Origin of the sequence: Frigoribacterium sp. Leaf415, assembly GCF_001424645.1 — a bacterium.
In the GTDB taxonomy this organism is placed as follows: Bacteria; Actinomycetota; Actinomycetes; order Actinomycetales; family Microbacteriaceae; genus Frigoribacterium.
Window position 1 is genome coordinate 254,852 of the sequence record NZ_LMQR01000001.1, and the last position, 18,857, is coordinate 273,708.

20 protein-coding genes are annotated in these 18,857 nt (G+C 73.7%); 5 read left to right on the top strand and 15 right to left on the bottom strand.

The features are described 5' to 3' along the window. Positions 1-29: 29 nt before the first annotated feature. From ASG28_RS01210 to ASG28_RS01225, 4 genes are all read right to left on the bottom strand, one after another. Positions 30-1,001, bottom strand: coding sequence for a hypothetical protein (locus ASG28_RS01210; protein ID WP_055971102.1), 972 nt, complete (start codon positions 999-1,001; stop codon positions 30-32). A gap of 62 nt (positions 1,002-1,063) precedes the next feature. After that, entirely contained in the window at positions 1,064-1,945 is an 882-nt protein-coding gene (locus ASG28_RS01215; protein ID WP_055971105.1) for a DNA/RNA non-specific endonuclease, read from the bottom strand. A 184-nt stretch (positions 1,946-2,129) separates the two neighbouring features. Beyond that, on the bottom strand, positions 2,130-2,804 hold the full coding sequence (locus ASG28_RS01220; protein WP_055971110.1) for a PadR family transcriptional regulator: 675 nt from the start codon (positions 2,802-2,804) through the stop codon (positions 2,130-2,132). Between the two features lie 166 nt (positions 2,805-2,970). Beyond that, on the bottom strand, positions 2,971-3,879 hold the full coding sequence (locus tag ASG28_RS01225) for an HpcH/HpaI aldolase/citrate lyase family protein (RefSeq protein ID WP_082454203.1): 909 nt from the start codon (positions 3,877-3,879) through the stop codon (positions 2,971-2,973). A gap of 167 nt (positions 3,880-4,046) precedes the next feature. On the opposite strand from ASG28_RS01225, the gene ASG28_RS01230 reads away from it, so the two are divergent. From ASG28_RS01230 to ASG28_RS01240, 3 genes are all read left to right on the top strand, one after another. Beyond that, a complete protein-coding gene (locus tag ASG28_RS01230; protein WP_055971113.1) occupies positions 4,047-5,528 on the top strand; it encodes a CvpA family protein in 1,482 nt (493 codons plus the stop codon). Between the two features lie 114 nt (positions 5,529-5,642). Then, positions 5,643-6,362, top strand: a complete 720-nt coding sequence (locus ASG28_RS01235; RefSeq protein ID WP_055971116.1) for a hypothetical protein — start codon at positions 5,643-5,645, stop codon at positions 6,360-6,362. Positions 6,363-6,537: 175 nt separating this feature from the next. After that, the gene (locus ASG28_RS01240; RefSeq protein WP_082454204.1) at positions 6,538-7,818 is read left to right on the top strand and encodes an Nramp family divalent metal transporter; all 1,281 of its coding nucleotides are present in this window, start codon (positions 6,538-6,540) and stop codon (positions 7,816-7,818) included. 69 nt (positions 7,819-7,887) lie between these two features. On the opposite strand, the gene ASG28_RS01245 is transcribed toward ASG28_RS01240, so the two are convergent. Then, positions 7,888-8,997, bottom strand: a complete 1,110-nt coding sequence (locus ASG28_RS01245) for an alpha/beta fold hydrolase (RefSeq protein WP_082454205.1) — start codon at positions 8,995-8,997, stop codon at positions 7,888-7,890. 122 nt (positions 8,998-9,119) lie between these two features. Between ASG28_RS01245 and ASG28_RS01250 the strand changes: the two genes are divergently transcribed. Further along, complete coding sequence (locus ASG28_RS01250; RefSeq protein ID WP_055971119.1) at positions 9,120-9,830, top strand: SRPBCC family protein; 711 nt, start codon at positions 9,120-9,122, stop codon at positions 9,828-9,830. Positions 9,831-9,907: 77 nt separating this feature from the next. Here the strand turns inward: ASG28_RS01250 and ASG28_RS01255 are convergent, their stop codons facing one another. Continuing rightward, a complete protein-coding gene (locus ASG28_RS01255) occupies positions 9,908-10,501 on the bottom strand; it encodes a DUF1990 family protein (RefSeq protein WP_055971122.1) in 594 nt (197 codons plus the stop codon). Positions 10,502-10,549: 48 nt separating this feature from the next. Between ASG28_RS01255 and ASG28_RS01260 the strand changes: the two genes are divergently transcribed. Beyond that, entirely contained in the window at positions 10,550-11,179 is a 630-nt protein-coding gene (locus ASG28_RS01260) for an RBBP9/YdeN family alpha/beta hydrolase (protein ID WP_055971125.1), read from the top strand. Positions 11,180-11,191: 12 nt separating this feature from the next. On the opposite strand, the gene ASG28_RS01265 is transcribed toward ASG28_RS01260, so the two are convergent. The 9 genes from ASG28_RS01265 to ASG28_RS01305 all read right to left on the bottom strand — a co-directional run bounded on the left by ASG28_RS01265 (position 11,192) and on the right by ASG28_RS01305 (position 18,591). After that, positions 11,192-12,493: a hypothetical protein gene (locus ASG28_RS01265; RefSeq protein WP_055971128.1), complete on the bottom strand. Its 1,302-nt coding sequence runs from the start codon at positions 12,491-12,493 to the stop codon at positions 11,192-11,194. After that, a complete protein-coding gene (locus ASG28_RS01270) occupies positions 12,490-13,221 on the bottom strand; it encodes an ABC transporter ATP-binding protein (RefSeq protein WP_055971132.1) in 732 nt (243 codons plus the stop codon). The genes ASG28_RS01265 and ASG28_RS01270 overlap by 4 nt, the downstream gene beginning before the upstream one ends. 83 nt (positions 13,222-13,304) lie before the next feature. Next, entirely contained in the window at positions 13,305-14,591 is a 1,287-nt protein-coding gene (locus ASG28_RS01275; RefSeq protein ID WP_055971135.1) for a M18 family aminopeptidase, read from the bottom strand. A gap of 106 nt (positions 14,592-14,697) precedes the next feature. Beyond that, a complete protein-coding gene (locus ASG28_RS01280; RefSeq protein WP_055971138.1) occupies positions 14,698-15,072 on the bottom strand; it encodes a hypothetical protein in 375 nt (124 codons plus the stop codon). Between the two features lie 86 nt (positions 15,073-15,158). Continuing rightward, positions 15,159-16,121, bottom strand: a complete 963-nt coding sequence (locus tag ASG28_RS01285; RefSeq protein WP_157485603.1) for a DNA-3-methyladenine glycosylase family protein — start codon at positions 16,119-16,121, stop codon at positions 15,159-15,161. Next, a complete protein-coding gene (locus tag ASG28_RS01290; protein ID WP_055976663.1) occupies positions 16,118-16,774 on the bottom strand; it encodes a DNA-3-methyladenine glycosylase I in 657 nt (218 codons plus the stop codon). The genes ASG28_RS01285 and ASG28_RS01290 overlap by 4 nt, the downstream gene beginning before the upstream one ends. A gap of 68 nt (positions 16,775-16,842) precedes the next feature. Further along, positions 16,843-17,469 carry a methylated-DNA--[protein]-cysteine S-methyltransferase gene (locus ASG28_RS01295; protein WP_055971141.1) on the bottom strand — a complete coding sequence of 209 codons (627 nt, stop codon included), beginning with the start codon at positions 17,467-17,469 and terminating at the stop codon, positions 16,843-16,845. Continuing rightward, positions 17,466-18,071, bottom strand: a complete 606-nt coding sequence (locus ASG28_RS01300) for an RNA polymerase sigma factor (protein WP_082454209.1) — start codon at positions 18,069-18,071, stop codon at positions 17,466-17,468. Before ASG28_RS01300 ends, ASG28_RS01295 begins: the two co-directional genes overlap by 4 nt. Position 18,072: 1 nt before the next feature. Beyond that, the gene (locus tag ASG28_RS01305) at positions 18,073-18,591 is read right to left on the bottom strand and encodes a methylated-DNA--[protein]-cysteine S-methyltransferase (protein WP_055971144.1); all 519 of its coding nucleotides are present in this window, start codon (positions 18,589-18,591) and stop codon (positions 18,073-18,075) included. Between the last annotated feature and the right edge of the window lie 266 nt (positions 18,592-18,857).

The following is an 18,857-nucleotide window of genomic DNA, read 5'->3' on the forward strand; positions in this document are numbered from 1 at the left end:
CGCCCACCGGGAGGCGCGGCGCGGGTCGGTCAGACCGTGTACTGCACCGAGACGGGCGGCTCGAGCCCGGCGAGCAGGTGCACGTACGCCTGGCGGGCGTCCTCGACGAGCAGTTGGCGCTGGATGTGCTGATCGTGCCAGTCGACCAGGTCGTCGGGCGTGACGTCGTCGACGTCGTCGGCCACGAGGTAGCTGAAGGCGTAGGCGCTGCCGTCGTCGTCGAGGGTCCGGCGGTAGCCGAGCGTCTGGCCGCTCGCGGTGTCGACGAAGACCTCCCAACCGGGATCGCTCGCGTCCGGCAGGGTGACGTCGACCACGGGGTGGGGGGCGCCGTGGGCGGGGGAGGCGAGTCTCGTGCCCAGGGTGGCCGTCCGCATCGTCGTGGCGGCCGGGCCGGCCGTGGCGAGATCGTCGGCTCGGGCGCCCCCGGGCCGCGAATCGTCCGGACCGGAAGAACTCGCCACCGCACCTGCTGCCCGCGCCACGGCCGCGGCGCCGGCCAGCGAGGACTCGGGAGAGCTCGTGTCGATGCCTCGCACCACGTCGTGGTCGACCCGGGCGACGGCTCGCGTGAGTGCACCCTCGAACAGCTGCAGCCGTCGGGCCGTCGCCCGCAACCACGCCTCGAGGGCGTCTCGTTCGTCGGACGTGAAGGGCTCGGGCTCGAAGGAGTTCACGGAGAAGGACGCGGCTTCGACCGACCACTCCCACTCGAGCACGACGCGGAGGAGCGCCGCTCGGCGGGGCATCAGCGCGAGCGTCCCCTGGCGCAGCCCGGGCGAGAAGTGCAGTTCGGGTTCGTCGAGCAGGTGCCGGACACCGGAGGCCGCCTCGGTCGAGGTGGTCGGCGCCAGGAAGGCCACCCGGACCTCTCGCCAGGGCGCGGCCCGGACCGGAGGCGCGTCTTCGTCGCGCAGGATGGTCAGGCTGCGCGGCATCTCGGGCGGCAGGGGTGACGGGGTGTCTGCGGGGTCGACGGGGTCTCGGTCGTTCGGTGCCATGGCCAGAGAATGCTGGCACGGCTCGATGCGAGCCGCCTGGACGAGCCGGGCTCGCGGGGCCGTCAGAACGACAGCTGGTCGACCGACGTCAGCGGCACCCACCCCTCGCGGATGCCGTCCGGCGGCTCGATCGTGGGCACGGCCCGCAGGGTGTCGGCCTCGGCGAGTTGCGCGAGGTCGAAGCCGGTCATCTCGGCGATGTCGCGGACCGGCACCTGGTAGGTGCGGTACGGCCCGAGGGGCGGTGGGTCGCCCTGCTCGTGCGCGCGGGCGAACGCGGCCTCGAGGTCGACGCCCTCGAGCTCGGGGGACTGGTCGAGCAGGTACGCCGCCGTGCGCAACGAGCCGCCGTCCGACGTCGTCCACGCCGCGATCTTGAAGAAGCGGCGCGGCAGGCGGATGCCGCGGTAGGGCGCGTCGTCGTCGAGCAGCACGGGCGCCGTGAAGATCGTCAGCCGCTGTCGATGCGTGGAGGCGTACTGCAGCACCTGGTCTTCGAGGCCGAGCCAGAGTTCTTTCGACTGGTTGAACTCGGCGGCCTGCGGTGCGGCGTTCGTGAAGCTGAAGGTGTCGACGTTCGCGAGGGCCGCGACGGCCGGCTCGCCCCAGACCGGGTCGCGCCTGCGGACCAGGTGCCCCCGGTCGAGGTCGTTCGAGGCGTAGACCTCGGGCCCCGTCTGCTCGTCGTCGGGGACGCGTTCGTCGAGGTGCCAATCGTCGCCTCGGCCCAGGTCGAGCAGCGACGACCCGTCGACGTTGACCGCCGTCAGGGCGGCCAATCGCCGGACGGGGTCGAGCAGCACCGTGAAGTGGACGTACGGCAGCTCTCGCACGGTCTTGTGGAGGGCCGGCAGGGGCACGTCGACCGTGAGGAACGACGGATCGTACCCCGCACGGTCGAGCCCGACGGGGTTCGCGGTGGTGGGGTCGTCTGTGGTGCTCATGGGCGCCTCCGGCAGGTCGTCGTTCTCGTGGGGCCATCCTGCCCACGACCCCTGACATCGGGCCGGTCGGCGACGCCACGACGAGAAGGAGGCGCGGTGCGGGAATTCCCGCACCGCGCCTCCTCGGATGCTCACGTCGGCCGCCGGCCCGGGCCGGCCCGGCGAGGACTCAGTCCGCGAGGGCTCAGTCCGCGAGGATCGTGTAGAGCGCGCGGCGGGCTTCGTCGAGCTTGGCGGTGGCGGCGGCCCGCTGGGCCTCGCTGCCGTCGTGGTGGAACTGCTTCACGACGCCCATCAGCTTCATGAGGCTGGTCTGGAACTCGCGGTCGGTGTCGCTCGCGTCGTCGGCCGCGGCGGCCCAGGCCTTCTCGATCTCGTCGGCGTGCTCGGCCACGTAGGCCCGGCCCGCCTCGGTCAGTGTGAAGACGCTCTTGGTCGCGGCCTCGTCGGACGAGATGAATTCTTCGTCGACGAGCTGCTGCAGCGTGGGGTAGACCGAGCCGGGGCTCGGCTTCCACGCGCCGTCGGTGCGCTCGGCGATCGCCTTGATCAGGCCGTAGCCGTTCGACGGGGCGTCGGACAGCAGCGAGAGGATCGCGAGACGCACGTCGCCGCGTCGGGCCCGGCCGCGTCCTCCGCGGCCCGGCCCGAAGCCGCCGGGGCCGAAGCCCGGGCCGCCGGGGCCGAAACCGGGGCCGAAGCCGCCGAAGCCGGGGCCGGGGCGGAACCCGCGGCCGAACGGACGGCCGAAGCGGCCGTGACCCTCGCCGCGGCCGGGGAGGTCGCGTCGGGCGTCGGGGAAGTCGTGGTGCTGGCGACGGGGGTCGCCGTGGTTCTCGGGGGTGAAGTCGGTACCCATGGGGTACTCCTTTCGGGTCAGGGGGAAGAAGTCGAGATCGCGACGTCCTGTCGCGATGTGTCAAAGATATGTCGCTGACTATCGCGAGTCAAGACTGCAAGAGGAAATCAGGCAAGAAAAAAAGGAGGCGCATCCCCGGTGGGATGCGCCTCCTTCCGTCGAGGGGTCAGTTCGCGGGCTGAACCCCGAACGCCGAGGCGAGCTTCTCGATCTTCTGGGCCCGGCCGAGGCGGGGCAGGTCGCTGCCGTCGCGGATGACCCGGCCGCGGCTCTCGAAGTCGGCGAGGAAGTCCTGGGCCCAGGCGACGTCGGACGGGGTGGGGCTGATGACCTCGTTGATGACGGGCAACTGCTCGACGTCGAGGCAGAGCTTGCCGGTCAGGCCGAGCGCGACCGCGACCCCGGACTGCTCGCGCAGGACGGGGTGGCTGCTGCCCACCGTCGGGCCGTCGATCGGGCCCGGCAGTCCGCCGATGCGGCTGGCCACGACGAGGCGCGAGCGGGGGTAGGCCATGGCCAGGTCGTCGGCGCTCGTGCCGGTGTCGCGGCGGTAGTCGCCGCTGCCGAACGCGAGACGGAACGCTCCGCGGGCCTTGGCGATGGCGGGGCTCTCCTCGATGCCGAGGGCCGACTCGACGAGCGCGAGCACCGGCACCGCGCCTCCGAGTCGGTCGAAGGTCTCGGTGACGTGCTCGGGAGCCTCGGTCTTGGCGAGCATGACGCCGTGCAGTCCGGGCAGGCCCATGAGGGCGTCGACGTCGTCGGACCAGAAGTCGGTCGAGCGGTCGTTGATGCGCACCCACGCCTCGCCACCGCCCTTCAGCCAGGCGACGACGTCGTCGCGCGCGGCGGGCTTGCGGGCCGGGTCGACCGCGTCCTCGATGTCGAGGACGATCTGGTCGGCGCGTGACGCCTGCGCCGAGTCGAAGCGGTCGGGCGCGGTGCCGGGAACCAGCAGCCACGATCGGGCGATGTCGGGCTTGGGTCGCGTGCGGCCGGCTGCCGGGGCCCGGCGGGCCGTCGCCGCGGGGTCGGTCGCGGTCGGGTCGGAGGGGATCTGGCTGGTGTCGGTCATGACGTCGTCGTCCTTCGTCGCTCGGCGGTCCCGTCCACGCTACCGGCTCGCCCGGGCCCGTGAGTCCTCCGCGTGAGGGCGGGGGCTCCCGGCCTGGGGTGCCGTTCGGGCGTAACGTTCAGGAGGATCACAGATCCAGGGAACGACCCCACCGACAGGAGTGAGCCATGACCGACGCGAACGATCCGCGGCGCGACCGCCCCGACCACGAGGGACGCGATCCCCGGCACGGCGACGAGAACGACGCCCCGCGGTCCGACGAGACCGGTGAGACGGCCGAGCAGACCGAGGTGCCCTACGGCTCCGAGGTGCCGACCCAGCAGCCCCCCGCCGTCGACTTCGGCGGCGACGTCCCGACGCAGCAGCAGCCCGCCGTCGACTTCGGTTCCGACGCCCCCACGCAGCAGGCCCCGATCGCCGACGCCGAGGACCGCCCGGTCGTGGCCGAGACCCGTGCGACCGGCGACGCGTCCGGCGCTCCCGCCCCGTCCGACGAGGAGGCGCTGCCCGAGTCGGTGCCCGCCGAGTACGTCCCCGGCGACACGGCGTCCGACCGACCCGCCGACGCGGACTCGTCGACCGACGCCGACGGGCGCGACACCGAGGTCCTCTCGGAGTCCGACCGGGACGCGGCCTCGGCCGGCCGTCCCACCGAGGCGATCCCCATGGTGGCTCCGACCGAGCCCGCCCAGCGGGCGTGGTCCGCCTCCACCGACGGCACGCGCCGTCCGCTGCACGACGACGAGGCCCTGCGCGCGGCCGAGGCCGCCCGCGCCGGAGACCCCGCCACGGGCGACCGGGGTGACGACACGGCCACCGCGGCGTCCGCGACCGCGGCGACCGGCGCCTCCTCGTCCTCGCACGACGGATGGGTCGACGACCGCTCGGACGCCGAGCGCGACGCCACCGACCGCGCCGCGGCCGAGCGTCAGCCCTCGTTCGGTCAGGACGCCCCGACCGCCGTCGCGCCGACCGCGGCAGTAGCAGGAGGCGCGGCTGCGGGTGCCGCCGCCGGTCGCGACACCGGCTCCCACGCCTACCCTCTGATCAAGGACTCCGGCATCGACCACGTGTCGGTGCGCCGTGAGCTGCTCGCCCAGCAGAAAGAGGAGTTCGGCGGCATCCGCTTCGGCGCCGGTCTGCTCGGCTGGTTCGCCGCGACGGGCTTCGGCCTCGTCATGATCACGATCTTCGGCGGCGTCCTGGCGGCCTGGGGCGGGGTGGCCTCGGGGTCGACCGCGATGACCGACCTGCGCAGCTTCACGGCCGACAACGCCGACGTGCTCGCGCTGACCTCGGGCATCGTGGTGCTCGCGATCATCTTCTTCGGGTACCTCGTCGGCGGGTACACGGCGTCGCGCATCGCCCGCTTCAGCGGCTTCAAGCAGGGGCTCGCGACCTGGCTCTGGGGCGTGGTCATCACGATCGTCCTGGCGATCGTCGTGGGCGTCGTCGGCACCCAGTCCGGTGACTCGTCGTCGCCGAACCCGTTCGTGCCCTCGATGGACGACCTGCAGTCGTCGTCCCTCGCCGGTCTGATCGGCCTCGCCCTCGTGGTCGTGTTGAGCTTCGCCGGTGCCGTCCTCGGCGGCCTGCTGGGTCAGCGCTACCACCGCAAGGTCGACCGCTTCTTCTCCGAACAGGACTGAGCGCCGCGAGGGGGCGTCCCGGCCGGGTCGCCCCCTCGCCCGCTCGCCCATCCGACGCGGCCCGGGCGTCGAACACCGATCAACCCCACCGGGCAGCACAGACAAGGACCACTCATGCGCACCCCCCTCCGTTCCCCCCTCGGCCGCGGCGTCCTCGGCGTCGTCGCCACCGGAGCCCTCGTGTTCTCGCTCGCGGCCTGTGCCTCGACCTCGGACTCCGAGAGCAACAACACGGCCCCGACGCACCCCGTGAACCAGACCCGCGAACCGGGCCCGGGCGAGAGCCTGCTGCCCCAGGCGACGATCCCGGACCTGTCGAACGGCGTCGACACCCAGGTCGCCGTCGACGCGTCGTTCGTCGAGGCCCTCACGACGCTCGGCCTCACGCCGGGCGTGGTCGGCACCGCGACGTTCACCGACGGCACGTTCTCGTTCCCGATCACGGGCGGCAACGTCGACTACTTCGGCCCCGACAGTGAGATCCGTCCCTACGTGCAGGGCGAGATCGACCACGACGGCTCGGGCCTCTCGCTGACAGCGGCCGACGGCACCGTCGTCGAACTCACCGACTTCCGCATCGACCCGGGTGAGTCGAAGCTCTACGGCACCGTCACCGCCAACGGCACCGTCGCCGCCGAGGACGCCTACCTGTTCAACCTCTGGGGTGGCACCCTGAAGCCCCTCGAGGTCGTCGACGGCAACGCCGTGCTCGAGGGCACGACGGTCCACGTCAGCCCCGACGCGGCCGAGCTGCTGAACGAGACCTTCGGGACGGACGCCGTCCAGGACGAGATGCTCGTCGGCGTCGCGAAGATCACGGCCGCGACCGAGTAGTACCGAACTGCGGCGTGATCAGGTACCTACCGGATCAGCCTCGAACCCGGTTTCGAACCATGAACCCAGTTCCTTCTGGGTTCATGGTTCGAAACCGGGTTTTTCGGCACCAGCCACGATTGAGACACCTCGACAACGAAGTTTCGGCCTGCCGAAACCTTGCTAGGGTCGTGGCATGAGCTCGACCGACACCCGACGCGCCGACGCCGACCCGCTCCGTGACGGCCGCTCCCCGCAGATCGTCCACGCACGGCCGCGCGGCACCCTGCTGGGCCCGGCGTTCGTCGCCGCGATCGCCTACGTCGACCCGGGCAACGTCGCCGCGAACCTCACCGCGGGGGCGTCGTACCAGTACACGTTGCTCTGGGTGCTCGTGCTGGCCAACGCCATCGCCGTGCTCGTCCAGTACCTCTCGGCCAAGCTCGGCATCGTCACGGGGCGGTCGCTGCCCGAGGTCATGGGGACGCGCCTCCGTCGTCGGCCCCTCCGGCTCGCGTACTGGGGGCAGGCCGAACTGGTGGCCGCCGCGACCGACGTCGCCGAGATCATCGGCGGCGCCCTCGCGCTCCAGCTGCTCTTCGGGGTGCCGCTCGTCGTGGGTGGCCTCATCACCGGCCTCGTCTCGCTCGGCCTGCTGATGCTCACGAGGTACCGCCGCGGCCGGGTCTTCCAGACCGTGGTCATCGCCCTGCTGGCCGTCCTCACGCTCGGCTTCTGTGCGGGGCTGCTCTTCGCCCCGCCCTCGGCGGGCGGCATGCTCGCCGGTCTCGTGCCCCGCTTCGAGGACAGCACGGCGGTGCTGCTGGCCGCCTCGATGCTCGGCGCGACGGTCATGCCGCACGCGGTCTACCTGCACTCCGCCCTCACCCGCGACCACCACGGAGTCGTCGCCGAGGGGGCCGACCGGGCCCGCGTCCTGAAGGCCACGCGCTGGGACGTCGTCCTCGCGCTGCTGGTCGCCGGTGGCGTGAACATCGCCATGCTCGTCCTCGCGGCCTCGACCCTCTCTGGCCAGGACGGCACCGACACCATCCCCGGGGCGCAGCGGGCGATCGCCGCGGCTCTCGGGCCCGTGATCGGCGTCCTCTTCGCCGTCGGCCTGCTCGCGTCGGGTCTCGCGTCCACCTCGATCGGGGCGATGGCGGGTGCCGAGATCATGAAGGGCCTGCTGCACGTGCAGGTGCCGCTCATGGTGCGCCGGGTCGTCACGCTGATCCCGGCCCTCGTGCTGCTCGCGACGGGCATCAGCCCGACCTGGTTGCTCGTGCTCAGCCAGGTGGTGCTGAGCTTCGGCATCGCCTTCGCGCTGGTGCCGCTCGTCGTCGCCACGAGTGATCGCTCGCTGATGGGCACGGGCGTCAACGCCGTGGGGACGCGCGTCGCCGGATGGGCGGCCGTGGTGGTCGTCGTCGCGCTCAACCTCGTGCTGATCGGGCTGACCGTCTCGGGGGCGTGACGGCGAGGACGTGAGGGGGCGGGGGCGACGCCACCCGCGCCTCCTGCGTTCTCGGCCCGACCGGCGCTCTCAGCGGCGGGCGTCGCCGGTGGTGGGCTCGATGTGCGGGCCGTCGTCGGGCTCGTCGCCGGCCGCGACCTTCTCGGCCTGACGACGGTCGAACGCCGCCTGCATCGACTCGGCGTGGTCCGTCTTGGCCGTCGCGAGGGCCTCGTCGTCACCGCGCATGGTCGCCGCGGTCGAGCGCAGGCGCGCCCCGACGGCCTTGACGAAGTCGGCGGGGCTGGGGCTGAAGTCGTCGCTCTCGTCGCCGTCGCCGGCGTCGACGTAGTGGTGCAGCTCGTCGCCCTCGTCGTGTCGGATCGGCTGCTGGGCGTGCTCGACGCAGAGCTTGGCGACCTCCTCGGCGTGGGCGTGCATGACGGAGTGGGCGGCGCCGGGCATCTCCCACAGGCGGGACGAGGGCAGCAGCTCGCCGACGCGGCGGACCCACTCGCGCGGGGCGACGGCGTCGTGCTCACCTCGGATGACGAGGGTGTCGGCGGCGATCTGCGGCAGGTGCTGTTCGATTGGGTACGTCATCATCTTGGGCAGGATGCGCGAGAACCAGCGCACCCCGCAGAGCACGTAGGCGCTGAGAGCCAGGAACTTCACCCGGCCGGGCTCGTGCCAGGCGGCGCGGGCGAAGCGCACCGCCTGTTCGAGCACGCGGCGGTGGGCCGGGTCGATCACGGGCCCGATCAGCACGACGGTCGACAGGTCGGGCCGCCGCGCGGCGAGGTCGACGACGATCTGCGTGCCCATCGAGTGCCCGACGACGACCGGGTCGTCGAGCCCGAGCTCGTCGATCGCGGTGCCGACCAGGTCGGCGTACTCGCGGATGGTGAGGGCGTGGCCCGGGTGCGGCACCCCGGCGAAGCCCGGCAGGTCGAGGGCGTGTACCGGGCCGAACTCGTTGAGGTTCGGTGCGAGGCGTTCGAAGTAGTCGGACGAGACGCCGATGCCCGGCACGAGCACGAACGGACGCTCTCCGGTGTCGCCGATCGTGTTGACCCGCACGTAGAGGTCGTCCCGCTCGACGCGCCGGACGGTCACGTTCGTGTCGACGTCGCCCGAGCGCGAGGCGTCGCGGGCGGCCGCGCGGCGGGCCGAACCGGCGTGGCGACGTCGAGGACTCATCGGATCAGTGTGGCACGGCGGGCTCGGAGCCCGGCGCAGTGGCGTGGCGTCCGCCGTCGGTGCCAGGCTGACCCCACCGGGTCGCATCGCGATCCGCCTCCCTCGACGAGAGAAGAGTCATCGTGCCCGCTGCCGACATCGTCCGGACCGTCACCCTCGCCGCGCCTCCCGCCCTGGTCTTCGACGCCGTGACCACGGGCACCGGTGGGTGGCTCTGGCCCGGCGAGGTCGAACCCCGAGAAGGAGGCGCGGCGGGACCGGGTGCGATCATCACGGCCTGGCAGCCGGGTCGCCATTACGCCAACCGCATGGAGGGTGAGGGCGGGTGGTTCAACGAGCTCGACTTCGCTCTCGAAGCGGGTGACGATGCCCCCGGGGTGACCCGACTGACCTACCGGCACTCGAGCGTGTTCGACGAGGGACAGCTGCCGGGCGTCGAGGAGCACACGGACTTCTACCTGCACACCCTCGCCGAGTACGTCGCGTGGTTCCCGGCCCGCGCGGCCACGTTCACGAACGTCGACGCCCCGGAGTCGTCGCGGGCGGCGGGATCGTTCGACCGGGTGCTGCAGGCCCTCGACCTGGCCGACGGCGTCGAGGTCGGTGACGCCGTCGTGGTCGACCTGCCCGCCGTGGGTCCGGTCACCGCGGGGCTCTCGTACCGCACCGCGTCGTTCGTCGGGCTGCGGACGGCCACCACGCTGGTCCGCGTCTTCGGGCGCGAGACGTGGGGTGCCGGGGTCAGCGTCAGCGTGCACGACTTCGCCGCGGGCCCCGATTCCGCCGCGACCGGAACGGCCTGGCAGGGGTGGCTCGACGACCTGTTCGCGTGAGCCGCGCCTCCTGGTCCCTCGGTCGTGGGGTGGGTGGGTCGGCGCGTCGGCGCCGTGAGGTCGATGGGGCGGTGCCGTCAGGCGGAGGTCACGACGCCGTCCAGCGCACGCAGGTTGCGCCGCAGGATCAGCGAGAGGGCGAGCGCCGACGCGGGCCCGGCGGCACGCATCCACCAGGCGGCGGGGCGCCAGACGACACGGATGTCGAGCGTCACGCGGTCGTCGTCGTGGTGGCGCACGCGGTAGCTCTCCCAGCCGCGCTGGGGGTGGCCGACCAGGGCGGCGTGGCCGAAGCCGATCTCGGTCTCGGTCCGTACGACGGCGAACACGCGGCAGGCGGCCGGTGGGTGCAGGGGGCCGAAGGTGACGCCCCAGACGCTCGTCGCGCCGACGGTCACGCGGTCGGGCACCTCGAGCGGCACGAAACCCGAGCCGCGGTGCACCTGCCAGTGCAGCACGGCGTCGCCCGCGGCGTCGAAGGCGGCCCGGCCGTGGCCGATCACCCGGCTGCGGGTCGTGACGTGGAACCCGGCGGGCGGCGGGCCGTCGAGGGTCGGCTCGCCGTCGAAGGCGTAGCCGTCGCCGAACCGGGCCCGGGGCGAGCGGCGCGGGCGGGGCGTGCGCGGCCGGCGTGACCGGGGCGGTCGCGACGGCGACGGGTGTGACGTCATGGGTCGACCCTGCCACGTCATGACGCTCGGCCGGGGCATGATCGGACCGTGACCGACGCGACCGCCCCGACGCCGACCCCGTTCTCGACTCCGCCCACGGCCTACCTGATCCTGCACGGCTGGCAGAACCACCGCCCCGAGGGCCACTGGCAGCGGTGGCTCGCCGACGAGCTCGAGGCCCGCGGGCACGTCGTGCGCTACCCGCAGCTGCCCGACGCCGACGAACCCACGCCCGCCGCCTGGGACGATGCGGTGCGACGCGAGCTCGACGGCCTCCCCGGGGACCTGCCGCTGACGGTGCTGTGCCACAGCCTCTCGTGCCTGCTCTGGCTGAGGCTTCAGGCCGGCGACGCGCCTCCGCGGGCCGACCGGGTCGCGCTCGTCGCGCCTCCTTCGCCCGAGCTGATCGCCGGGCAGCCGATCCACGCGTTCGTGGCCGGCGACCTGTTCGACGGACGTCGGCTCTCGCCCGGCGGGTCCGCCGAGGCGGTCGTCGTCGCCGGGGACGACGACGAGTGGCTGCCGCTCGGCCCGGTCGACACCTGGGAGGCGCGGGTCGACGCCCCGGTCGTCGTCGTGCCCCGAGGCGGTCACCTCACCCCCGACTCGGGCTACGGAGAGTGGCCGGCCGTGCTGGCCTGGGCGCTCGGGGTGCCCGCGGCGGAGGCGTTCGGCTGATCCGCCGTGCGGTCACGATCGCCGACCGAACGAACTGCCGATCAGCAGTGCGACGAGGGCGAGCCCGGAACAGCACAGCATGACCGGGTTCAGGGTCACGGCCGCCCACGTGGCGAGGTCGGCCTGGGCGGCGGACAAGAGCGGAGAGGCCGAGACCGAGACCACGGTGACGGCGCCCAGGGTCCCTGAGGCCCAGAGGAGGACGGCCTCGGATGAGGCGATCGCCCGGAGGGTCGCCGGGGTGGCTCCCGCGGCCAGCAGTACGCGTCCCGTGTCTCGGCGGATCGGGGACGACAGGCTGAAGAGGAGTGCACCCGCGACCGCTGCGAGGACGGCGGGCGCCGCGGCCAGACCGGTCACGGCCGACCAGTTGACCGTCGCGTCCGACGAGGCGAGCGACCCGAACGTGCGAAGCGCCTCGTCGCCCGCCAGGAAGACGGCGGTGAGCCCGCCCGGGACGGCGACGCCGACCATCGGCACCGAGAGGCCGGCACCGTCTCGGCGGACACCGTCCGCGACGGCCCGGAAGGCGAGTCGGGGGACGTTCCATCGAGTGCCGGTCAGGGCCCGATCGAGCCCGGCGGTGACGAGGCGGCAGGCCGCGGGACCGATCGTCGACGCGGCGACGGAGCCGAGGACGACGAGGAGGAGTGACCAGGGCACCAGCCCGGCCACGTCGTCGTCCCTGGTCGGAGTGGACGGCATCAGGGCCAGGAGCGCCACGACGGCCGCGGCGGGGATCGCGCAACCGAGCACGCGACCGAGCCTCGCCCGTCGCGGACGCGGCGGGAAGCGGCTCGTCGCGCCGACCAGCGCCGGAGTCAGCGACAGGGCGACGACGACCGGTGTGCCGACGGTGACCAGCGGACCCGTGGTGAGGGCGAGGGAACCCCAGGGGGTGGTCAGCGGGTCGAGGGCCGTGGCGGTCACGATCACGATCGCGAGACCCCCGGTGGTGGCCGCGACGGTCACGACGGCCGTCTCGAGTGCGATGAGGGTGCGCCCCTGCCACGGCAGGACGCCCAAGGGCACCCAGGCGAGACGGGTCGGGTCGAACTGTGACTGGGTCAGCCGTGACACGGCGGCGAGGCACGTCGTGCCGGCGACGACGGCCATGAACGCCGCGGGAGTGGTCCACGAGCGGACGATGCCGGCGAGGGGGGCAGGCGCACCGCCGGCCGACTCGACACCGGTCAGGGCGAGGCCGGCGACGACCGTGGTGACCAGGACGACGGCGGCGTAGGCGAACCAGGTGCCCCGGTCGGTCACGAGCGTGCGCAGGGATGCCCGGACGAGACGAGCGAGGCCGATCATCTCTCGCTCTGAAGGTCGTGCACGGCTCGCATCCGTCGGCGGATGTCCGACGCCGTCGTCGGGCCCGGATGCGTGACGACCTGCCCCTCGGTGATCGCCGCGACGGCGTCGACGCCCGCGGCGAGCTCGAGATCGTGGGTGACCAGCACCGTGCCGCACCCCGCGGCCGCGAGAGCGCGGATGCCGTCGACGACGTCGGCGCGGCTCTCGGCGTCGAGGCTCGAGGTCGGTTCGTCCAACGTCGCGAAGGGTGCTCGCTGGGCCAGCACCCGGGCGAAGGCGACTCTCTGCCGCTCGCCGCCGGACAGCTCGTCGGGTCGTCGGTCGGCCAGTCGGGTCAGGCCGAGGTCGGCGAGGGTCGATCGGGCGGTGGATCGCGACCTCGGGATGCGGCGGAGGTCGAGGGCGACCTGCACGTTGTCCAAGGCCGACAACGACGGAACGAGGCCGCCGTCCTGCAGGACGATGCCGAACAGCTCACGCCGTCGGCGAGCGAGCCGGGACGGGGACAGGGAGGTGAGATCGAGGTCGTCGACGAAGACCCGGCCCGAGGAAGGGCGCTGGAGGCCCGTCAGGCACCGGAGCAGAGAGCTCTTGCCGCTGCCGGATGCTCCCACGAGTGCCGTCGTGGACGACCTGGCGATCTCGAGTGCAGGGGCTACCACCACCGGTCGGCGCCCGTACCGGATCTCGACGTCCGCCAGCCGCAGTCGATTCGCCTCGTGCATCGCACCAAACTACCGTGACATGTCAAACCGTCATGCCACGGAGAACCGCCTGGGGCGGGGCAGGGCGGTCGTCGGCGCCGGGCCTACGCGTCCGGCGCGAGGAAGGCCGCGGCGGCGCGTGACAGGTAGGCCGGATCGTCGGCGCCGCACAACTCGCGGGCCGAGTGCATGCCGAGCAGCGGGATGCCGACGTCGATCGTGCGGATGCCGAGCCGCGTCGCCGTGATCGGCCCGATGGTCGAGCCGCAGGGCACCGAGTTGTTCGAGACGAACTCCTGGAACGGCACACCGGCCTGCTCGCACGCCCGCGACCACTCGGCCGCCCCGAGCCCGTCGGTGGCGTAGCGCTGGTTGGCGTTGATCTTGAGCAGCGGCCCGCGGTTGACGACCGGCTGGTTGACCGGGTCGTGCCGCTCGGGGTAGTTCGGGTGCACGGCGTGCCCGGCGTCCGCGCTCAGGCACCACGACCCGGCGAGGGCCCGGCGGTGGTCGGTCGTCGTCGCCCCGAGACCGGCCGAGACCCGGGCGAGCACGTCCTCGAGCAGCGGCCCGGCCGCACCCGAGGGCGTGGCCGACCCGACCTCTTCGTGGTCGAACGCCGCGAACACGGCGACGTGGTCGAGCTCGACACCCGCCGTCGCGGTCTCGATCAACGCGACGAGACCCGCGTGGGTCGACGACAGGTTGTCCATGCGCCCGGCGGCGAACAGCTCGCCGGAGAGCCCCAGGACCGCAGGAGGCGCGGTGTCGGCCACGACCACGTCGTACCCGGTCACGTCGGCTCCGGTCAGCCCCGCCAACCCGGCGAGGTGGCCGAGGACGTCGGCCTCGTCGAGCGGCCCCGCCCCGACCACGGGGTTCAGGTGGCGCTGGGGGTCGAGCTTCAGGCCGTCGGCGTTGACGCCTCGGTCGAGGTGGACGGCGAGCTGCGGGAAGCGCAGCAGCGGCCCGGTGCGCACGAGGTGCGTCTCGCCGCTGCGGGTGACCAGTCGACCGGCGAACTCGAGGTCGCGGTCGAGCCACGAGTTGAACAACGGGCCGCCGTAGACCTCGACACCGGCCTGCAGCCAGCCACGGGTGCCGGTCGTCGGCTTGGGCTTCAGCTTGAAGCCGGGGGAGTCGGTGTGCGCCCCGACGACGCGGAACGGCGTCGTGGCCGTCGCCGTGGCGGGCTCGATCCAGGCGATGACCGCGCCGTCACGCACGACGTAGCGCCGCCCCGGGCCGGTGGGCCACTCGGCGGTCTCGTCGAGGGCGACGAACCCGGCGTCGTCGAGCCGACGGGCGGCCTCGGCCGCGGCGTGGAAGGACGAGGGCGAGGCCTGGATGAAGCGGGCGAAGTCGTCGAGGTGGGGGCGCGTGTCAGTCATCCCCACCAGCATGCACCACCCCGTCGCCGCCGAGACCCGAGGAAGTCGCCGAGACCCCGGCGCGCGCACCGGGGTCTCGGCGACTTCCTGGGGTCTCACACCGGGGTCAGCGTCCGCCGCTGCCACCTCGGTTCGCGCCGATGTCGCCACGGTGGGCGTTCGCCTCGGGGTCGGCGGAGTGCGGGTCCTCGTCGTCGACGGTCAGGGCGGCGTCCTGCTCGCCCGAGACGCCCCCGGGGCTCACGGCGACGTACCCGTCCTCGCCCGAGTGGCTGCCGCCGAGCGGCTGTGTGACGTCGCCGTCCGGCGTCGCGTCGCGCGACCCGGCGGGCTCGCCCTGCGTGTCGGTCGGGCCCGACCCGTGGGTCGCCCGGTGCGTCTCGATCGCGGCGGCCTCGACGGCTGCCTGGTCGAGCGCGTCGCCGTGGCCGAGCTCGTCGTCCGGTCCGTGCGGGTCGGGGTTCGTGCGGGCGTCGCTCATCGGGGAGTCCTCTCGTGGTGGGCCTCCGAGGCTAGGCGCACCGCGCCTCCTCGTCCGGACGGCGTCGGCAGGCGGCGCCGGAGGCGTCACGGCGCGGTCGGCAGCACCGCGGCCCAGAGGTGGAACAGGGCGTAGGCGCGCCAGGGCGACCACGCCGCTCCGGCGGCCTCGGCCTGCTTCGTCGTCAGGCCGCCCATCACGCGCCGCAGCACGAGGTCGCCCGCGGGCCAGGCGTCGCGGTCGCCGAGGGCACGCACCGCGAGGTACTCGACCGTCCACGGGCCGATGCCGGGCACGGCGAGCAGGCGTCGACGCGCGTCGGCGTGATCGACGTCGGGCGCGATCACGAGCCCGTCGGCGACGACCTCGGCCAGGGCGTGGATCGTCCGCGCCCGACCGTTCGTCACCCCGACCGCGGCCCGCAGCTCGTCGACGTCGGAGGCCGCCAGTCGCTCGGCCCGGGGGAACCGCGTGAGGCCCGTCCCCGCGACCGGCTCGCCGTAGGCCGCCACGAGTCGCCCGGTGAAGGTGCGCGCCGCGGCGAGCGAGACCTGCTGCCCGAGCACGGTCATCGCGGCCGTCTCGAACCCGTCGGGGTTGCCCGTCACGCGGATGCCCGGACGCGCCGCGACGAGCGGCCCGAGCACCGGGTCGTCGGCGAAGCCCCGCTCGACGTCGTCGAGGTCGGTGTCGAGGTCGAGCCACGTCCGCACGACGCGTCGGGCCTCGTCGACCGTCGCCTCCGTCGGCAGCACGCCGTCGGGCCCGGTCACCGTCACGTCGACCCCGGTCGACGCGAACGACAGGTCGAGACGGTAGGAGGCGCGCGCGGCCCCCGAGCCCAGCTCGACCAGACGCGCGTGCGACGCCGCGGCGACGTCGGTGGCTTCGGCCCCCGGCACGCTGTGCGCGGCCAGCAACCCCACGGCGTGGGCGTGGTCCCAGGCTCCGACGGGCTCGACGACGAAGCGCGCGGCCGCCACCCCGGGTGCCGCCGCGCCGGGTGCCGTCGAGTCGGGTGCCGTCGCGTCGGACCAGGCCTCCGTCACGACCCGGCCGCCCCGCCGTCGCCGTCCGCCACGGGCCGACCGTCGTCGCCCCACACCCCCGACGACCCGCGCCGGTGGCTGTCGACGAGGTGCGTGTCGACGATGCCCGCGGCCTCCATCAGGGCGTGCATGGTGGTCGGCCCCACGAAGGTGAACCCCTTCGCCTTGAGAGCCTTCGAGAGCGCGAGCGACTCGGGCGACGTCGTCGGCACCTCCGCCATCGTGCGGGGCCGGGGCGTCTCGGCGGGCCGGAACGACCAGACGAAGTCGACGAGCCCGCCGTCGGCGCGCAGGTCGAGCGTCGCCCGCGCGTTGCGGATCGTCGCGTCGACCTTGAGCCGGTTGCGGACGATGCCTGCGTCGGCCATCAGGCGCTCCCGGTCGTCGTCGTCGAAGCGGGCGACCACCTCGGGGTCGAAGTCGGCGAACGCGGTGCGGAATGCGGGCCGCTTGCGTAGGATCGTCGCCCACGACAGCCCCGACTGGAACGCCTCGAGGCTCAGCCGCTCGAACAGGCCGCGCTCGTCCCGGACCGGCAGCCCCCACTCGGTGTCGTAGTAGTCGCGCAGCAGCGGGTCGGTCGACGCCCAGACCGGCCGGGCCAGCCCGTCGTCACCGACCACGACGCCCGCGCCGGCCGGGTCCGACGGCACCGGGCCAGACGGCACCGCGCCCGACGGCACCACACCCGACGGCACCACGCCGGGGCGCACCGCGTCGCTCACGCGCGTGCCTCGAGGTCGATCAGAATCTGCTTGGCCGCCATGCCCCCACGGTAGTTGCCGGCGGTCCCGTCGCTCCGCACCACCCGGTGACAGGGCACGACGACCGGCAGCGGGTTGGTGGCGCAGGCCGTGCCGACGGCCCGCACCGCCCGGGGGCTGCCCGAGGCGAGGGCGACCGAGGCGTAGCTCGCCGTCGCGCCGTAGCCGATGTCGGGCAGGTGCTCGAGCACCGTCCGCTGGAAGCCCTTCGACAGACGCCGGTCGAGCGGCAGGTCGAACGCGCGGCGCTCGCCGCGGAAGTACTCGTCGAGCTCGCGTGCCACGGCGTCGAGCCGCGACGGAGCCTCGACGATGCGGGGGCTGACGGTCGAGGCCAGGCGGTCGAGCACCGCGTCGTGCCCCTCGATCTCGAAGGCCACCCGCAGCACGCCCACGTCGGTCGCGCAGACGAGCAGCCGCCCGACGGGGGAGTCGAGGGTGCGGTAGGCCACGTCGACCGCCCCGGCGTCGAGGGCGGCCTCGGCGAAGCGGGCGTGCAGGGCGGCGAGACGGTCGTCGGCCGGGTCGAGACCGGTCAACAGGGCGCGCGGGTCTGTGGACGCGTCGGCGGGGGAGGCGGTCATCGGGTGCCCTTCGGCTCGGGAGAGGCGGACGGGACGGGGGCGGACGGGACTCGGGCGGACGGAACGGAGGCGGACGGGACGGGGGCGCGGCGGGCGACCCGCCCCGAGGTGCCGGTCGGTCGGGGCGTCCCCGGTTCGGCCAGCAGTCGGCGCAGCGCCGCGATCCCGTCGGCGGACGCGCGCCGGGCCGCGTCCGCGCTGATGCCGGTCACCTCGGCGATCTCGCGATGCGACAGCCCGACGAGGTGGTGGTAGACCACGGCCCGGCGCTGCCCTGGCGGCAGGGTCCGCAACGCCCCGTCCAGTTCGTCCGTGCGAGCCATGGCCTCGTCGTGAGGAGGCGCGTGCGGCGGTTCGGGCACCGTCTCGACCGGGCGGGGGCGGCGGTCCCGCGCCCGCAGCACGTCGATCGCCTTGCGGTGCGCGATGGTCACCAGCCACGCCTCGAGGTTCGTCGACGCGGGCAGCGACGGATAGGCGACGAGAGCCGCCACGAACGTCTCGCTCCACGCGTCGTCGGTGTCGTGCTCGTCGAGCACGGCCCGGCACACGCGCCACACCGTGCGACCGTGCCGGGCGACCACCCGCTCGAAGGGTTCCACGTCAGAAGAGCCGACCGGACTCGGGGCCCGACGGCTGGTCGGCCTCGAGCCCGAGCAGGAACCGTTTGCGGTCGAGCCCGCCGGCGTAGCCGACGAGGGCCCCGCCCGAACCGACCACGCGGTGGCAGGGCACGACGATGCTCAGCGGGTTGAGTCCGTTGGCGGCGCCGACCGCCCGGGCCAGGCCGACGCCGCCGAGCGCGGTCGCGAGCTGCCCGTAGCTGCGCGTCTCGCCGAAGGGGATGTCGCGCAGCAGGTCCCACACCCGCACCTGGAAGTCGTTGCCGCGCGGTGCCAGCGGCAGGTCGAAGGAGCGGCGCTCGCCGCCGAAGTACCCACCGAGCTGACGCTCGACCTCGGCGAAGTCGCTCAGTCCGACACCGTCCCGCGAGACCGGGCCGAAGCCGGTCGGATCGGGCAGGTGGCGGTGCTCGTCGAAGTAGAGGCCGACGAGGCCCGCCTCGGCCCCGACGACGGTCAGCGTGCCGACGGGGGTGTCGACGGTGGTGTGGACGCTCACGGTGCCTCCTGGCTCTCGGCGATGGTACTCACCCCGTAGACGCGGCAGCGTCGCCGGATGTGAGGTCGCCGGTCGAACCGACCGGGGTCGCGGCGCCGCGGAGCCGCGGGGCCGACCGGGCCGACCGGGCCGCGCGGACCGACCGAACCGGTCCGGGTGATCGGGACGGGTCGACGAGCAGGTACCCTTGAACGCCCGGTCCGGGCACTCCACACTGTCGGGTGTGTGTGAGCGTCCGGTCCGGGTCTCTCGTCTCCGGTCGCCGG

What these genes read in the sequence shown, in the direction of transcription:
- ASG28_RS01210 (WP_055971102.1), bottom strand. Translation starts at nt 1,001, where the DNA reads ATGGCACCGAACGACCGAGACCCCGTCGACCCCGCAGACACCCCGTCA.
- ASG28_RS01215 (WP_055971105.1), bottom strand. Translation starts at nt 1,945, where the DNA reads ATGAGCACCACAGACGACCCCACCACCGCGAACCCCGTCGGGCTCGAC.
- ASG28_RS01220 (WP_055971110.1), bottom strand. Translation starts at nt 2,804, where the DNA reads ATGGGTACCGACTTCACCCCCGAGAACCACGGCGACCCCCGTCGCCAG.
- ASG28_RS01225 (WP_082454203.1), bottom strand. Translation starts at nt 3,879, where the DNA reads ATGACCGACACCAGCCAGATCCCCTCCGACCCGACCGCGACCGACCCC.
- ASG28_RS01230 (WP_055971113.1), top strand. Translation starts at nt 4,047, where the DNA reads ATGACCGACGCGAACGATCCGCGGCGCGACCGCCCCGACCACGAGGGA.
- ASG28_RS01235 (WP_055971116.1), top strand. Translation starts at nt 5,643, where the DNA reads ATGCGCACCCCCCTCCGTTCCCCCCTCGGCCGCGGCGTCCTCGGCGTC.
- ASG28_RS01240 (WP_082454204.1), top strand. Translation starts at nt 6,538, where the DNA reads ATGAGCTCGACCGACACCCGACGCGCCGACGCCGACCCGCTCCGTGAC.
- ASG28_RS01245 (WP_082454205.1), bottom strand. Translation starts at nt 8,997, where the DNA reads ATGAGTCCTCGACGTCGCCACGCCGGTTCGGCCCGCCGCGCGGCCGCC.
- ASG28_RS01255 (WP_055971122.1), bottom strand. Translation starts at nt 10,501, where the DNA reads ATGACGTCACACCCGTCGCCGTCGCGACCGCCCCGGTCACGCCGGCCG.
- ASG28_RS01265 (WP_055971128.1), bottom strand. Translation starts at nt 12,493, where the DNA reads ATGATCGGCCTCGCTCGTCTCGTCCGGGCATCCCTGCGCACGCTCGTG.
- ASG28_RS01270 (WP_055971132.1), bottom strand. Translation starts at nt 13,221, where the DNA reads ATGCACGAGGCGAATCGACTGCGGCTGGCGGACGTCGAGATCCGGTAC.
- ASG28_RS01275 (WP_055971135.1), bottom strand. Translation starts at nt 14,591, where the DNA reads ATGACTGACACGCGCCCCCACCTCGACGACTTCGCCCGCTTCATCCAG.
- ASG28_RS01280 (WP_055971138.1), bottom strand. Translation starts at nt 15,072, where the DNA reads ATGAGCGACGCCCGCACGAACCCCGACCCGCACGGACCGGACGACGAG.
- ASG28_RS01295 (WP_055971141.1), bottom strand. Translation starts at nt 17,469, where the DNA reads ATGACCGCCTCCCCCGCCGACGCGTCCACAGACCCGCGCGCCCTGTTG.